The 15951-nt window shown below is 40.5% G+C and carries 11 protein-coding genes and 3 CRISPR repeat arrays; of the genes, 7 read left to right on the forward strand and 4 right to left on the reverse strand.

The window, feature by feature from the left end; all coding sequences use genetic code 11:
• The first annotated feature begins 118 nt into the window (after positions 1-118).
• A CRISPR array of direct repeats spans positions 119-415; the repeat unit is 32 nt; unit sequence GTCGCACTCCTTGTGAGTGCGTGGATTGAAAT.
• 97 nt (positions 416-512) lie between these two features.
• A CRISPR array of direct repeats spans positions 513-1730; the repeat unit is 32 nt; unit sequence GTCGCACTCCTTGTGAGTGCGTGGATTGAAAT.
• A gap of 80 nt (positions 1731-1810) precedes the next feature.
• On the reverse strand, positions 1811-2566 hold the full coding sequence (istB, locus tag J2S07_RS17825; protein ID WP_307151765.1) for an IS21-like element helper ATPase IstB: 756 nt from the start codon (positions 2564-2566) through the stop codon (positions 1811-1813).
• The gene (gene istA / locus J2S07_RS17830; RefSeq protein WP_307151766.1) at positions 2563-4131 is read right to left on the reverse strand and encodes an IS21 family transposase; all 1569 of its coding nucleotides are present in this window, start codon (positions 4129-4131) and stop codon (positions 2563-2565) included. The genes istB and istA overlap by 4 nt, the downstream gene beginning before the upstream one ends.
• A 213-nt stretch (positions 4132-4344) precedes the next feature.
• Positions 4345-6377: direct repeats of the CRISPR family, unit length 32 nt; unit sequence GTCGCACTCCTTGTGAGTGCGTGGATTGAAAT.
• Positions 6378-6568: 191 nt separating this feature from the next.
• Between istA and J2S07_RS17835 the strand changes: the two genes are divergently transcribed.
• From J2S07_RS17835 to J2S07_RS17865, 7 genes are all read left to right on the forward strand, one after another.
• Positions 6569-7693, forward strand: a complete 1125-nt coding sequence (locus J2S07_RS17835; RefSeq protein ID WP_307151767.1) for a cysteine desulfurase family protein — start codon at positions 6569-6571, stop codon at positions 7691-7693.
• 183 nt (positions 7694-7876) lie between these two features.
• The gene (locus tag J2S07_RS17840; protein ID WP_307151768.1) at positions 7877-9457 is read left to right on the forward strand and encodes an ATP-binding protein; all 1581 of its coding nucleotides are present in this window, start codon (positions 7877-7879) and stop codon (positions 9455-9457) included.
• The gene (locus J2S07_RS17845) at positions 9450-10115 is read left to right on the forward strand and encodes a response regulator (RefSeq protein ID WP_307151769.1); all 666 of its coding nucleotides are present in this window, start codon (positions 9450-9452) and stop codon (positions 10113-10115) included. Before J2S07_RS17840 ends, J2S07_RS17845 begins: the two co-directional genes overlap by 8 nt.
• A gap of 303 nt (positions 10116-10418) precedes the next feature.
• Positions 10419-11465 (forward strand): DctP family TRAP transporter solute-binding subunit, encoded by a 1047-nt coding sequence (locus J2S07_RS17850; RefSeq protein WP_307151770.1) that lies wholly within the window; start codon positions 10419-10421, stop codon positions 11463-11465.
• 37 nt (positions 11466-11502) lie between these two features.
• A complete protein-coding gene (locus J2S07_RS17855; RefSeq protein WP_307151771.1) occupies positions 11503-12552 on the forward strand; it encodes a TRAP transporter substrate-binding protein in 1050 nt (349 codons plus the stop codon).
• A 102-nt stretch (positions 12553-12654) separates the two neighbouring features.
• Positions 12655-13152, forward strand: a complete 498-nt coding sequence (locus tag J2S07_RS17860; protein ID WP_307151772.1) for a TRAP transporter small permease — start codon at positions 12655-12657, stop codon at positions 13150-13152.
• Positions 13133-14404, forward strand: coding sequence for a TRAP transporter large permease (locus tag J2S07_RS17865; protein ID WP_307151773.1), 1272 nt, complete (start codon positions 13133-13135; stop codon positions 14402-14404). The genes J2S07_RS17860 and J2S07_RS17865 overlap by 20 nt, the downstream gene beginning before the upstream one ends.
• A 113-nt stretch (positions 14405-14517) precedes the next feature.
• On the opposite strand, the gene J2S07_RS17870 is transcribed toward J2S07_RS17865, so the two are convergent.
• On the reverse strand, positions 14518-15015 hold the full coding sequence (locus J2S07_RS17870) for a hypothetical protein (RefSeq protein WP_307151774.1): 498 nt from the start codon (positions 15013-15015) through the stop codon (positions 14518-14520).
• Positions 15016-15034: 19 nt separating this feature from the next.
• Complete coding sequence (locus J2S07_RS17875) at positions 15035-15889, reverse strand: hypothetical protein (RefSeq protein ID WP_307151775.1); 855 nt, start codon at positions 15887-15889, stop codon at positions 15035-15037.
• Positions 15890-15951: the final 62 nt, after the last annotated feature.

The following is a 15951-nucleotide window of genomic DNA, read 5'->3' on the forward strand; positions in this document are numbered from 1 at the left end:
TGTTTTGTTCTTGGCATGATGTTAACCTCCTTGGTACATTAGGCAGTATAAAATAAAATACTCTTATTGTCCAAGTTCATTTTGGGGCTTATGAGCATGCTCGCGCCGAATCATCGTGGTCGCACTCCTTGTGAGTGCGTGGATTGAACTAGCCGAGGAAACACTTGCCGAAATTGCGAGATTGGTCGCACTCCTTGTGAGTGCGTGGATTGAAATCATTTATAAACACTCCTATCATTTAGTTTTCTAGTCGCACTCCTTGTGAGTGCGTGGATTGAAATGATAAAAATGACCGACACGTTGACACTCACATTTTGTCGCACTCCTTGTGAGTGCGTGGATTGAAATGCTCTCAATCCGCTAGCCCGTGCGATGTTGCCGGGTCGCACTCCTTGTGAGTGCGTGGATTGAAATGACAAATAATCAATAATAACCTCAAGCGCATGATGTCGCACTCCTTGTGAGTGGTGGATTGAAATTTATTAATTATATAACATCATTGTTTATAGTCAGTCGCACTCCTTGTGAGTGCGTGGATTGAAATATTTAAGGACGCTAAATAATCTACAGCATCAGCGTCGCACTCCTTGTGAGTGCGTGGATTGAAATACATACAACATTTTCATAAGAATCAACCTTGAAGTGTCGCACTCCTTGTGAGTGCGTGGATTGAAATCTATAAGATAATCTACTGTTACTCCGAAAAAGTCGTCGCACTCCTTGTGAGTGCGTGGATTGAAATACGCTTGTTTGAGGATTAAGGATTTCACTTTCTTGTCGCACTCCTTGTGAGTGCGTGGATTGAAATATCAATTAAATTAATATTAACTTTATACTTATTATGTCGCACTCCTTGTGAGTGCGTGGATTGAAATAGGAGCAGGGGTTAAAATCGGATCACGTGAAAAGTCGCACTCCTTGTGAGTGCGTGGATTGAAATTGTCACTGCAAATTTTGCTCTGTTATTAGAAGCTTGTCGCACTCCTTGTGAGTGCGTGGATTGAAATAATTGTATTTTTTGTCAGGGATTCTTGATCGGCGTCGCACTCCTTGTGAGTGCGTGGATTGAAATTCATAGTACTGATGGTAAATTTGCTCAATATGGTCGTCGCACTCCTTGTGAGTGCGTGGATTGAAATCCTGATGACTTACAAGAATTTTGTTACGCTGTAGTCGCACTCCTTGTGAGTGCGTGGATTGAAATGGAAGAAGCATTACTGGAAGGATTACAGGCTTAGTCGCACTCCTTGTGAGTGCGTGGATTGAAATTTTTATCTTATCTAAATACTTAATTCCATCTGTGTCGCACTCCTTGTGAGTGCGTGGATTGAAATTTTATCTGGGGTCAAACCATGCACGGTAAATCTTGTCGCACTCCTTGTGAGTGCGTGGATTGAAATCAAATTATCTTTTGCTAACCCTTGGGCTAGTTCTCGTCGCACTCCTTGTGAGTGCGTGGATTGAAATAGAGTTCGGACATTGTAATCCGATCTCAAAAGAAGGTCGCACTCCTTGTGAGTGCGTGGATTGAAATATATCGATGCTAAATCCTATTTTCCATCCTTGAAGTCGCACTCCTTGTGAGTGCGTGGATTGAAATACACATGGAACGTCCAAATGAAGAGTGGTTAATGTCGCACTCCTTGTGAGTGCGTGGATTGAAATGAAACAACTGACGGCGAGACTTACGTTATGTATGTCGCACTCCTTGTGAGTGCGTGGATTGAAATAATACACAGGCCTAAAAGACAAGAACGGCAAGGAGGTGTGACCGTCAAGTAGAATGTTACAATTTTCGGTAATTTATTTTTTACACTTTTTCAGTAAAAATAGTAGCTCGATGTTTCATTCGGTAGCTATCGCCATTTAAGTGAAGGACCTCTGCCCGATGGATGATCCTATCCAAAATGGCTGTCGTTATTGCTGGATCCCCTAATAACTCACCCCACTCCTTCGGAGCTTTATTGGAGGTTAGGATTATAGAGGAGCGGTTGTATAAGTCATTGATTAAATGGAAAAATAGGTTTGCTTCATGCTGATCCATTGCCATAAACATAAGATCATCAATAATGACTAAGTCTGCAGTACGGATTCTTTTCATTTTTGTTTGTGCTTTCCTTGAAATTTCCTCTGTTTTCAAGGCATGAACCAGTTCTCCCATGGTGATAAACATAACCTTATAACCTTGATTGATGGCTTCTAATCCTAATCCAACTGATAAGTGCGTTTTTCCTATGCCTGGCGGTCCAAGTAGAATAATATTATATAATTGTTCCACCCATGTTAATTCTCTCAGATGATTTAATTGCTTTTGACTTAATGATTGTTGTTCTTCTAAATGAAACTCGTCGAGTGTTTTTTGAAAAGGGAAGGCAGCCCATTTTAGCCTTTTTTCCAATTGTTTTTCCTCTCTTCGTTTCTGTTCATATTCCAAAATGCTGTTAAGAAAGGAAAGATAGGTTGATTCGCTTGTCTCAGCTTGTTTAACAAGCTGAGACAAAGAATGGGCTGCTTCTGATAAATGAAGGGTTTTTAAAAGCTCTTCTGCTTTCTTTAATTGGCTCATTTTTCTCCCTCCAATACAGCTATATATTCATTTACATCTCTTTTTTGGGCACAGGTTTGAATAATAAACGCATTTTGACCATGGAATGGTTTAATTTTAACCTCGGCTTTACGGACATCTGTAACATTTATTTGTCGTTGTCGTTTGATATACTGAACCATATCGACAAAATCTGTTGCACAAAAAAGCCCTTTATCCACACACCCCTTTAATGCATGGTTAGATATTTCTTGCGGCGTCTTTTTTAGCTGATTCATGATGATCTGTAGCTGATCACGTATATATCGAGGATATCGATCTCTGATTTCCTCCAGAAAATATTGTGCCAGATGGAAATCCGTAAAATAACGGCCTACTGTATCCATATAGGCATCGATTCCTTTTGACCGATCCCTAGTATGTTGCCGGTCTTGAATCAATTGCCCTTTCCCATGACAAATTTTATGCTTGGCCATTAACGGACCATTTGGAGATGCATATATAAGCAGATGTTCTTCGGTTCTTTGGATATAAACCTTTTCTTGTTTATTAAATGTACCTAGAGGAACAGAATATCGGTTGGACTGATATCGGATTGTATTGTCTTGGCGAACCGTTCTTGTTATACTAGATACAGGGTTTACATGACTGAATTCTAACGGGTTAGGGACTGGTCTTAAATGGTGTTTTTCTTCTTGAAACACTTCGACCGGTCTTTTTTTTGTAGTATGATGAATTTTATAGTTCCCTGTACGATTAAGCCATTTCCACGAATCTTCATTCCAGCGATCGATATTGGTAAATATCCGATGCTTTGCGAAATTTTTCTTAATATACCCGACTACATTTTCAATTCTCCCTTTGCTTTCTGGATCTGCTTTGCGACAAATTCTTATCTTTAAGTTACGCTGTTGTCGGTAGACTTCAAACTCCTTTGTGTAAATGAGGTTTCCCCCATTTTCACTGACCACAATGACTGAATCCTGATCATATACCATTTCATGCGGAATCCCTTCAAACCACTTAAAAGCATTTTCATGGGCATTTATCAAATCCCTTGTTGTAAAAGGCCTATCTAGCCATTCTACATATTTATAACGTGAATGTGATAAGACAAAAGCAATGAAATAAAGTTTTACATTCTTCTTTTCAGGGGTCTCCTGTATGGTTTCCCCAAAATCCACTTGTGCTTGTTCCCCCATGGCCATTTCTGGAACAGCTTCATAGTCACGAACACGTATTTCTTTTGGGATATCATAATCTTCTCGAAGTTTCCTGACATAGCCCCTGACGGTGCTTTCCGATATCTCCAAGGAAGAATATCTTTCTCTTAGCCAATCTTCCACTTGAGCAGCTGACATGTCTGGATTCTCTTTGAGCCAGGATAAAATCTTATCCTTATATGGATCTAATTTTTTCGTCCTGACTTGGAGGGAATCTATCCAGTCTGCCATTTCTTTCGGATCCTTTTGAAGATATCGATACAGAGTGGGTCGAGAAATTCCCAGCCTTTTAGCTATTTTTGCTTTACTAAACCCTTGATTTAATAATTGACGAATCTCTACATACACTTCAAACTTGTCCACCTTTCATGTCCTCCATCACTGTAAATCATCATCAACGAATAAAATATAACAGTGATAGAGAAATATTTTAATAGGAACGGATGTTAGTAAGTTCTGATTTTTCTTTATCCTCCTGCCCTAGGGCAGAAGGATAAAGAATCTAACCATTCAAGTTTAAAAGTGTAAAATATTATTTATCGGAAACTGTTAAATCTAGTTTATCAGTCACAGGAGGTCGCACTCCTTGTGAGTGCGTGGATTGAAATGAGTTCGCGAAGTGCCTGCGTAGCTTTCTTGGCGTCGCACTCCTTGTGAGTGCGTGGATTGAAATACTATATACAGTCAAAGCAAACGAAGGAGACGAGCGTCGCACTCCTTGTGAGTGCGTGGATTGAAATACGGGAAAGTGGAACGATAACGGATCCATTTCTAGTCGCACTCCTTGTGAGTGCGTGGATTGAAATATCTATGTTGTTGTTTTTATCATTGTTGCGGCTGTCGCACTCCTTGTGAGTGCGTGGATTGAAATTACAAACTCTGATGTCAGACTAAGTATGGGGTCGTCGCACTCCTTGTGAGTGCGTGGATTGAAATTTTTTGCAAGTTCTGCAAGTGCTAGTGGTCAGTTGTCGCACTCCTTGTGAGTGCGTGGATTGAAATTGACAATAGAACATATGTTTGTAGCCGCATCACTGTCGCACTCCTTGTGAGTGCGTGGATTGAAATTAATGTGATAGGTGATTCAATGTCATTTGATTCGGGTCGCACTCCTTGTGAGTGCGTGGATTGAAATATAAATTAGATCCGCACCGAAAACAAAAGCAGCACCGTCGCACTCCTTGTGAGTGCGTGGATTGAAATTGATAAAGGAATTGCAGAAGCTATGGCTGAACAGGTCGCACTCCTTGTGAGTGCGTGGATTGAAATCTGGAGGTGCTTTTGTATTTCATCAAGTTTTTTAGTCGCACTCCTTGTGAGTGCGTGGATTGAAATCGTCTCTTTTTGGTTATTGCTTAGGCTTAGTTATTGTCGCACTCCTTGTGAGTGCGTGGATTGAAATATCCATCGAATAGTAAAATTTCCTCTTAGTCTCTGTCGCACTCCTTGTGAGTGCGTGGATTGAAATTCCTTTTTCTTATAAACTTCGACTCTCAAGGCAGTCGCACTCCTTGTGAGTGCGTGGATTGAAATGATTCTTCCAAACTTAATGCAGTTGATTCGATATTGTCGCACTCCTTGTGAGTGCGTGGATTGAAATACTGCACAACGGAAAATCATCTTCATTTTTCATGTCGCACTCCTTGTGAGTGCGTGGATTGAAATTCTGCGCCAAGGAGTTACAAAGTCTTGCGGATGTAGTCGCACTCCTTGTGAGTGCGTGGATTGAAATCGCTATAGGAAGCTGTGTTCTTGCATAACCGCGGTCGCACTCCTTGTGAGTGCGTGGATTGAAATGCCTTAAATGCTAAAATTAAGCTATCATAAATCGTCGCACTCCTTGTGAGTGCGTGGATTGAAATTCAACTTTTGAGCCGTAACACTTAAAGCAGATTCCAGGTCGCACTCCTTGTGAGTGCGTGGATTGAAATATTGTAAATTCCCCCTAGTTATATAAATTTATTTTAGTCGCACTCCTTGTGAGTGCGTGGATTGAAATTCCACTATTCCCTTATTAATCTTATTTCTCCTTAAAGTCGCACTCCTTGTGAGTGCGTGGATTGAAATTATTTCGGATTGAATTTGCAACTCAGCCAGTTCTGGTCGCACTCCTTGTGAGTGCGTGGATTGAAATACGTTTAAAGATTGGGCGAAACGGCCGATCGACCGTCGCACTCCTTGTGAGTGCGTGGATTGAAATATTCGCCAACATGTGTATATCGAATTTTGCGTTATGAGTCGCACTCCTTGTGAGTGCGTGGATTGAAATCTCCGCCCCTATTTCATCTAAAATCACTCGGCTACCTGTCGCACTCCTTGTGAGTGCGTGGATTGAAATGAGCAAACTATCCAATAACAGGAAAAATGGTAACAAGTCGCACTCCTCGTGAGTGCGTGGATTGAAATACCAGGAGACCCCCTATGGTAAAATGTAATTGGGTCGCACTCTTCGTGAGTGCGTGGATTGAAATTAATACTCCGATCCCCAATCCTTCTACTCCAGAAAACGTCGCACTCCTTGTGAGTGCGTGGATTGAAATTGATGCGGAACTAGATGATTTGACAGAGAACGGGGCTGTCGCACTCCTCGTGAGTGCGCAGAATGAAGCCTATTAAGGACATTAAAAATCTATAAAAATCTATAATGTAGCCTTCTTATCTTCAAGCATCTCTGAGGCCTCCAACTCCCCGCCTTTAATAGTTTATTGAAAATCTGTAAAATTAACTTAAACTAGCATGTAAAATTACTTAATGAATCCTTTGACCACTTAGAATATATAAATAGAAGGGAAAGAAACCAATGGAAATCTACCTCGACAACAGCTCAACCACGAAACCATATCCAGAGGTAACCAGCAAAGTGCTTGAGATGCTAACGAATACTTATGGAAATCCATCTTCGCTTCATCGACTGGGTAGAGAAAGCAAAATAGAAATGGAGAAGGCGAGAAAAATCATTGCGGACTCACTAGGAGCAGTGTCGGAGGAGATCTTTTTTACCTCTGGTGGAACAGAGTCCAATAATTTGGCAATAACGGGTGCCTGTCTGGCGAATGAAAGCAAGGGTAAACGTATCGTCACTACGGTTGCGGAACACGCTGCTGTGACTAAAACAATTAGAAATTTGAAGCGGCAGGGGTGGCAGGTAGAGTATGTTCCAGCGCCAAATGGAGTATTGGACCTTAACGAACTTGAAAACGCAATCGATGGGAATACCGTACTTGTCAGTGTGATGATGGTCAACAATGAAACAGGAGCGATTTTTCCAATTCAAGAAATACATGAAATGATAAAAAGAAAAAGTTCTCCAGCCCTGCTCCATTGTGATGCCGTCCAAGGTTATGGGAAGCTTCCATTCACAGCGTCAAGTATTGGTGCAGATCTAATCAGTATTAGTGCACATAAAATTCACGGGGTGAAAGGCGCTGGTGCCCTTTATGTGAAAAAGGGAACAAAATTGTTCACCACGATGTTCGGAGGGGGACAGGAACGGGGGTTGCGTTCAGGGACAGAAAGTACGCCCCTAATAGCCGCTTTTGGCGAGGCCGTTAGAGTGACGTTTGCCCGATTGCAGGAGGACATATTTCATATGGCTAAGCTTCGTGATTATTGCATAGAGAGGATTTCAAAAAGCATTCCGACCGCTGTGATTAATTCCAGTAAGGAGGGAGCCCCTCATATTGTGAATTTTTCACTGCCTGGTACTCGCAACAAAGAGGTCGTGCAGTTTCTTGACAGCAAAGGAATCTATATATCAAGCGGTGCATCCTGTAAATCTAACCATTCAAGAGGTCCGGCAATGCTCGAATCGTTAGGACTCAGCCGAGCCTTAGCCGATAGTGCTCTACGGGTTAGCTTTTCGGCGATGAATACAAAAAACGATATAAATATTTTAGTTCAAGCACTTGAAGAATATTTTACCTAAAGGGGATGTTGTCGTCGTTGACAAATCCCCTTATTTTTTTGGATTATATTTTCTTGAAGTTGACAGATTAGATCATTTTATTAAAATTTTCAATAAACAAATACTAGCAATCATGTATAATTTTATAATAGAGTTGTAAGTTAAGAGGGTGTGATACCTATCAAAATAGGGTTACGGGCAAAAATGCTATTGATGTCATTTGTGATTGTCTCCATTTCGATAGTGACAAGCGGATGGATCATGGTTGATAGTTTTTCTAATGTGTTAGAAAAAGAGCTTGGAGAACGCGCGATGGCGATTGCAAGGACGGTTGCGCAAATGCCTGATGTTAAGAACAACGTTGGCAAACCGGATGGGGAAAAGGTGATTCAGCCTATTGCTGAAAGAACAAGGGTTGCGACAAATGTAAATTATATTGTTGTCTTTGATATGAATCGAATTCGCTACTCCCACCCTTCTGAGGATTTGATAGGAAAGACGTTTGTTGGAGGAGATGAAAGCGCTTCTTTAGCTGAGCATGAATACACATCAAAGGCAAAAGGGACGCTCGGTTATTCCATTCGCTCGTTTGTACCTGTGATGGATGATGAAGGAGTTAAACAGGTCGGTGTAGCGGTTGTTGGGATATTGATGCCAACCTTTCAGGCATTGATGGATAATTATCGAGACAAAATCCTGTTGTCTCTTTTATGGGGTCTATTAATTGGGTTGGCCGGCTCCCTTTTTTTAGCTCACCATATCAAGAAACAAACCATGGATATGGAGCCTTACGAAATTGCTAAGCTCGTAGAGGAGCGCTCTGCGGTCATGCAGGCAATGGAGATGGGAATCATCAGTATTGATGAAGAGCATGATGTTACCTTTATGAACCGGTTGGCAAAGCAATTTTTGCGTTTTTCTGAAAAAGATTATACTAAGGAGAAAATTCATCTCTCTGAGGTTTTTCCATCGATTTGGGATACGATTGTGATACTTCTAAAAGATGAGAACCAACAAAATATCAATCGAAATATAGTACTGTACAATAATACGTATCTAATGTCCTTTTATAAAATTTTCGTTCATGGGAAGCTAGCCGGGTCTCTCATTACAATGACCGACCGAACTGAAGCCAATCATTTGGCAGAAGAGCTGACAGGTGTAAAAACCTTCGTTGACTCTCTAAGGGCTCAAAATCATGAATACATGAATAAGCTTCATAGTATTGCGGGATTAATTCAGCTGGATCGCACAGAGGATGCGCTCGACTACATAATCGAAGAGACAACGAATGAGGAGAACATCATCCAATTTTTGAAGGAGAATATCAAGGATCATTCTGTATCTGGACTATTGCTTGGGAAAAAGTCTAGAGCGAGGGAGTTGAATATTCATTTTCATATTAATAGAGATAGCTATTTACATCATTTAATAGATGGATTTAGTTCAGGTGATCTGATTACCATCTTAGGCAACCTAATCGAGAATTCCTTTGAAGCTTTTTCAACTCAGGAGGATATTCATGAGGTTGACTGCTTGATCCAAGGAAACGAAAGCAACCTGCTGATTTGCGTAAAAGATAATGGTAATGGCATTCCAGAGGATGTACTGGCGGGAATGTTCACTTATGGATTTAGTACTAAAAGTAAAGAAGGACGCGGGATTGGGCTGGCGTTAGTTGACCATATTGTCAAAAGTCACGGGGGCAAGGTTGAGGTAACCACTGAGGTGGGGATTGGTACAGAAATTAGAATTTCAGTAGATAGGGCGATGAAGAATGATTAAGGTATTTTTAGTAGAGGATGACCCAATGGTGTTGGAAGTAAATGCTGGCTTCATAAAAAAAATACCTAATCTATCATTAATTGGTCACTCTAGGGCCGGTAACGAGGCCATCGTACTTATTGAGAAAATGAAACCGGATCTCGTCTTATTGGATATGTTTCTCCCCGATATTTCTGGGTTTGAGGTGTTGAAGATTATTCGAGAAATGGAGATTCCAACGGATATTATTATGATCACGGCGGCGAGAGACACGAAGACCATTCATGAGTTTTTCCGTTTGGGGGCAGTCGATTACATTGTGAAGCCATTCCGCTTTGATCGCTTCAAAACAGCGATTGAAGCTTACGAAAATACGTGGAAGAAACTGCGTGACGTTTCAGACCTCAAGCAGGAAGACATCGATGAAATGAAACAAATTAAGACGACAGAGGAGTATCTCCCAAAGGGCCTAAGTGAAAAAACAATGCGGCAAATTCTGTTAGCATTAATCGATCAGGACGAACCTACTACAGCTGAACAGCTGGCGTCCATTTTGGGGATGGCAAGGGTGACAGTGAGAAGGTATTTAGATTACCTAGTTCAACAGGGAAAAATACAATTTGAAGTCAAATACGGAAGTGTCGGAAGGCCAAGTCATTATTATTTCTGTGAAAATTAAATGGATGGGTGCCGTCTTCCAATATAAGAATATTCACTTGGCACATCATCTCTTCACTGCTGTTCGAAAACTGTGAGCAAAGGCTCGCTCAGGCTTACAAACTAACAATATTGTTTCTTGCAAATAAAATAATCAAGACCAAAAAGACCATAATCTTCTTTATGGTCTTTTATTGTCGATTGAATCCAGATTCCTTATACTCTAAATTATCAGAAAAATTTTGTTATATAACACCTTGAGAACTGCTGGACTGCTACATAGAACTATGCGAATTTTTCAGACAAGAATGGATGGATGGCTATCATGTTGAATCCACATGAGTTGATAACAGCGCTTACCGTTTATGGATTCATATTGGTTGGTATGATGATCTTCCTTTCAGGATGTGATATTAAGAAATATCCAATGGATCACGAGCAATTAAGTGCAGAGGAGAGAATCGTGATTCGCTTTTCTCATATTGTCGGTGAGAATACCCCAAAGGGATTAGCGGCAAGGAAATTTGCAAGTTTGGTGAAGGAAAGAACAAATGGGTTTGTTGAAGTCCAAGTTTTTCCCAATGGCTATCTCTATCGCGATGGAGAAGAGCTGGAGGCTTTGGTTCAGGGAGATATTCAAATGGTTGCTCCTGCTATGTCAAAGCTTTCGACCATTGTTCCCGAATGGGAGGTCATTGATCTACCTTTTGCCTTCCAAAATAGTAAAGAAGTAAGAGAATACCTTGAAGGTGAAAAAGGAAAATCGTTACTACATTTACTTGAAAAGAGCGGCTACCATCCTTTAGGAGTTTGGGATAATGGGTTCAAACAAATGACGAATAGCATTCGTCCACTCGTGAACCCCGATGATTTTATCGGACTGAAATTTAGAATTATGCCTAGTTCGGTTATTCAAAATCAATTTCAACAATTGGGTGCTACAACGCATTCAAATTCCTTTAATGAAGTGTACAAGCTGTTGGAAAAAAAACAAATGAATGCACAGGAGAATACCTTTTCCAATATCGTCAGTAAACACTTGTACTCCCTTCAAGATTATTTAACAGTCAGTAATCATGGATACCTTGGCTATGTAGTTTTGATGAATCAAGATTTCTGGAATCAGCTTCCGGAGGATATTCAATCCATCATTCAAGAAACGATGGATGAAGTGACGAAATGGGAAATCGAAAGAGCTGAACAGTTGAATGATGAGGGATTGAGAGAGGTAGAAACCTGTAATTGCATTGATATTCATTATTTAACAGAAGAAGAGAAACAAAGGTGGGAGGACGCTCTTAGACCAGTCTACAAAAATTTTGCAGATCGGTTCGGAGCTGACTATATAAAGAGTCTTCCAAAAAACAAATAAGTGGGAGATTCTAAATTATTTCAAGGGGGAAATCATTTTGAATTGGAAAAAGAAAGCGTTAACACTACTCGCAGCTGTGCTTCTAATTGCGTTAGCAGCATGCTCTGGCGGTGGCTCTAAGGAGTCTGGCGGTTCAGGCAAAGAGGATTCAGGAAAAGGCAGTAAGCCCATTGTGATCAAATTCTCACACGTTACTTCTATTGATAGTGTGAAAGGAAAAGCAGCTGAGCGTTTCAAGGAGCTTGTTGAGGAGAAAACTGGTGGAAAAGCTACTGTTGAAGTATATCCATCTTCGCAATTATATGGAGATAACGATGAGCTAGATGCTCTTGTTTCAGGAAACGTCCATATGATTGCACCATCTGTTACAAAGATGGTAAAGCTTGACCCACGTTGGCAGTATGTAGACATGCCGTTCCTTTTCAAGGACCAAGAGCATGTTCATAAGTTCTTTGAAAGTGATGTGGCTAAGACATTATTAAATAGTGATCAGTTAGCAGCAAACGATATTATGGGATTAGCTTTCTGGGAAAATGGATTTAAGCATTTTACAAACAATGAGCGTCCAATCCAAAAACCAGAGGATATGAAAGGTCTTAAATTCCGTGCTCAAGCTGGTAAAGTGTTAGAAGCACAATTCAAAGCACTTGGAGCTGGAAGTGCGACCATTGCGTTTGGTGAAACCTATGCTGCTCTTCAGCAAGGAACGGTTGATGGACAAGAAAATACTTATAACAACATGGACACACAAAAGTATCAAGAAGTACAAAAATATATGACAATCAGTGAACACGGACGTCTAGACTATGCGATTTTTGTAAATAAATCTTTCTGGGAAGGTATGCCAGATGACATTCGTGCACAAGTAGAAGAAGCTTTGAAGGAAGCAACAGAGCTTGAGTGGAAGCTTGCTAAAGAAGAAAACGATAAGAGCTTAGACAACTTAAAGAATTCTGGAAAGATGGAAGTTCTTGAGTTAACTGCTGATGAGCGCGCTGCATTTGAGAAAGCATTGCAACCTGTCTATGACGAATTCGAAGATGTAATTACAAAAGAATTAATTGATGGAATTCGTAATCTGAAGTAGGAAGGGACGGGTGTCAGTCAGTTAACATGATTGACACCCATACATTTTTCTCCAAGTGCCCTTAAGTTTGGATTAGGTTTTGGAAAGTAGGGATAAACGGAAATGAAAAAATTAAACAAAGTTTGGAGCTTGTTTGAAGAAATTTCCGCAGGAACATTCTTTTTTGCAGGCATCACACTCATATTTTATGGGGTTATCATGCGATATATTTTTAATGAACCGAAGGCATGGGTGGAAGAGGTTGTTCGATATATTATTATTTGGGGAACCTTCTTAGGATTTGCTATTGCTTTACGTCATAACCAGCATATCCAAGTTGACATTGTATACGATAAGCTCTCTCAAGGAACTAAGAGAATTGTCGATATTTTTGCCACAACGATCAGCATCGTCTTTTGTCTTGCTTATACTTACTATGGTTACATTCTCGTTGAAAATAGATTCCACTCTGGAATGGTCTCACTCGATGTGGGGATTCCAATGTGGATTGTTTATTTAATATTACCAATCTCTGGTGTCTTATTCTTAGTGCGGTTTGTTGAAAGGCTTGTCAGCCAGCTGCGCGGAAAGGACGTGAACTATGATAATCCTATTACTTAGTATTTTCTTAGTTTTGATGCTTCTCAGGGTACCTATTGCGATCAGTCTAGCATCATCGACCATGGTTGTTCTTTTTCTAACTGATTTCAATATGAATATGGTTCCTCAGAGAATCTTCACAGCTCTTGATTCCTTTCCGATGATGGCCATTCCAGGCTTCGTTCTTGCTGGTGTCCTCTTGGCGCGCGGTGGTATTTCTAAATACTTAATTGAAGCATTAAGAGCTTGGGTTGGACATTTACCAGGTGGACTAGCAGTTGTTACGATTCTTGCGTGTATGGTTTTTGCGGCTATTTCTGGATCCAGTCCTGCAACTGCAGCGGCAATCGGGTCGATTATGATTCCAGCAATGGTGAATGCTGGCTACGATAAGAAGTATTCAATGGGTCTTGTTGCAGCTGGGGGTACACTAGGAATCCTCATTCCGCCGAGTATCCCGCTTATTATTTACGGGATTACATCTGAGGAATCCATTGGTAAGCTATTCATGGCTGGAGTTATTCCTGGAGTCTTATTGGGTGGAGTATTAATCGTTTCAGCTATTTTCTATGCAAAAAAGAATGGCTACGGAAAAGGGAAACCAGCTACATGGGGGGAGAGAGGAAAAAAATCACTCAAAGCGATTTGGGGTGCTTTCCTACCATTCTTAATTCTCGGTAGTATTTACAGCGGGATTGTCACACCTACTGAATCGGCAGTTATTGCGGTATTCTATGGTATTATCGTTTCTGCTTTTATTTATCGCGAGCTTCACTGGAAAGATATTCGTCCAATTATTATTGAATCCATCAATATCACTGCGATGATTTTCTTAATCATCGGTGCAGCAAGCCTTTTTGGCTTATATTTAACAAACGCACAAATTCCATTCCAAATTGGTAGCTGGATTGCAGAAAGTGAAATGAACAAATGGGTATTCATGATCATTGTCAATATCTTATTTTTCATTCTGGGAATGTTCCTAGAGGCAGTATCCATCATCTTGATTACACTACCAATTTTACTACCAATGCTAAAACATTTTGATATTAACTTGATCCACTTTGCGATCATCATGACCATCAATATGGAATTAGGCATGATTACACCGCCAGTTGGCTTGAATCTATTCGTTGTCAGTGGAATTGCCAAGGAGAAGCTAGGCCAGGTGGTAAGAGGGGTTATCCCATTTATTGTTCTTATGATCATTGTTCTTGCCATTGTTGTCCTCTTCCCGCAGCTTTCACTATGGATGCCTGAGCGGATGCAATAGGGGAATGCTGACGGAAAAGCTAGTTTCATAGAAAAAAATCATCCCTATCTCTTGAAAGAGGTAGGGACTAATTGTATTTCAAACGCTGTTCGGTGTTTCGAGACTCATTTTACTTAATCATGATCAACTTCGAGTTCAACAATGTAATCATCTTTGTCAATTGAGAATTCAGCACGGAGTCCTTTAAGATCACCCCGATATCCATCATTGTCCAAACGGAAGTTGTTCGACTTCGTGAAGGTTACTTGTTGGCCGTTCTTTTCAATGGTTACTTCACTATTTGTGATAGAGATAATGGTGCCATGATCATCAAAGGTTTTCTCAGTCTTGATTTTCGTCACGACTCCATTTTTACCTTCAATTTCAGCTAAGACCCCTGCTGCAAGTGGAATGGTGCGGTCACTGATTCGAACATTCGCATCGACGGAATAGGTTTGGGTTCCATCAAAAGGGACATCAATAGTGATATTCTTACCGTCATAGAAAGTAACCTTTCCCTCCAGACTTTTATAAGTATTGTTATCAGATGCGGCTTGTGTATTAGAAATCCCAGCAAAAAGCCCAGTGCAGAGGATTCCGAAAGCCATTAAACTTTTTATTCCCTGTCTCATATGCGACTCCTCCCATTAGTTAATCATCATACCGATCATCATCATCATAGTCATCATATTGATCATCAATTTCGATGTCTAAGCCAATGATTTTATTTTCACTTGTTAATGTATATTCAGCCCATAGCCCCGCCAAATTTCCACGGTATCCGTCGGTGTCCATATAAAATTGTGGAGCTTTTGCGAAGGTTACCTGCTTGCCATTTTTTTCAAGAGTTACACTATTGTTTGTAACATTGACAATGGTCCCATGTCCCTCAACAACACGCTCTGTCTCAATTTTGTATGCAACATTCCCTTGGGCATCTACATCCACCAACGAGCCGACACCGATTGGATGATACTGATCATGTATTATGGTTTGATTATTTATTGCAAAAGTAAGCTTCCCCTCAATTGGAACATCAATGGTGATTTGATTGCTGCTATAGGCAGTAACTTTCCCTTCTAGACTTCGAAACACATTTCCTGTACCTGAAGAGATACTGGAATTAGTAGAGGTAGTTACCTTCTTTTGAGCTGTTTCTGTGCTGCTTGATGTAGAAGAATTAGTAGATGATGCAGTACTCTTTGATTGCGCTTGACTGTTCGTCGTTTTGCTGCCGTCAGTAGTAGTATCTGTTTCAGCAGATGTAGTAGCAGATGTCTGTCCTGAACTTGATTGTTCAGATGCCTGGGCTTTTATACCTTCACCCGTCTCAACAACTTCGTTAGTTGTTGCGGCAGCCACTTCAGAACTAACAATTTGCCGGTTTGATTCAACCGCAGTTTCAGGTGTTTCCTTGCTCTTCTGTGCTATCATCATGACGATGGCAGTCGAACTTACGACCAGAACGGCTAATAGAAAGCTATTATTCTTTAACCAGTTTAGCATGTCATTTTTCCTCCTTTTCTTAATTTATCTTAACTTTATCAATTGAAAATAAGATGATTCTT

Origin of the sequence: Anoxybacillus andreesenii (genome assembly GCF_030813005.1) — a bacterium.
GTDB lineage: Bacteria > Bacillota > Bacilli > Bacillales > Cytobacillaceae > Robertmurraya > Robertmurraya andreesenii.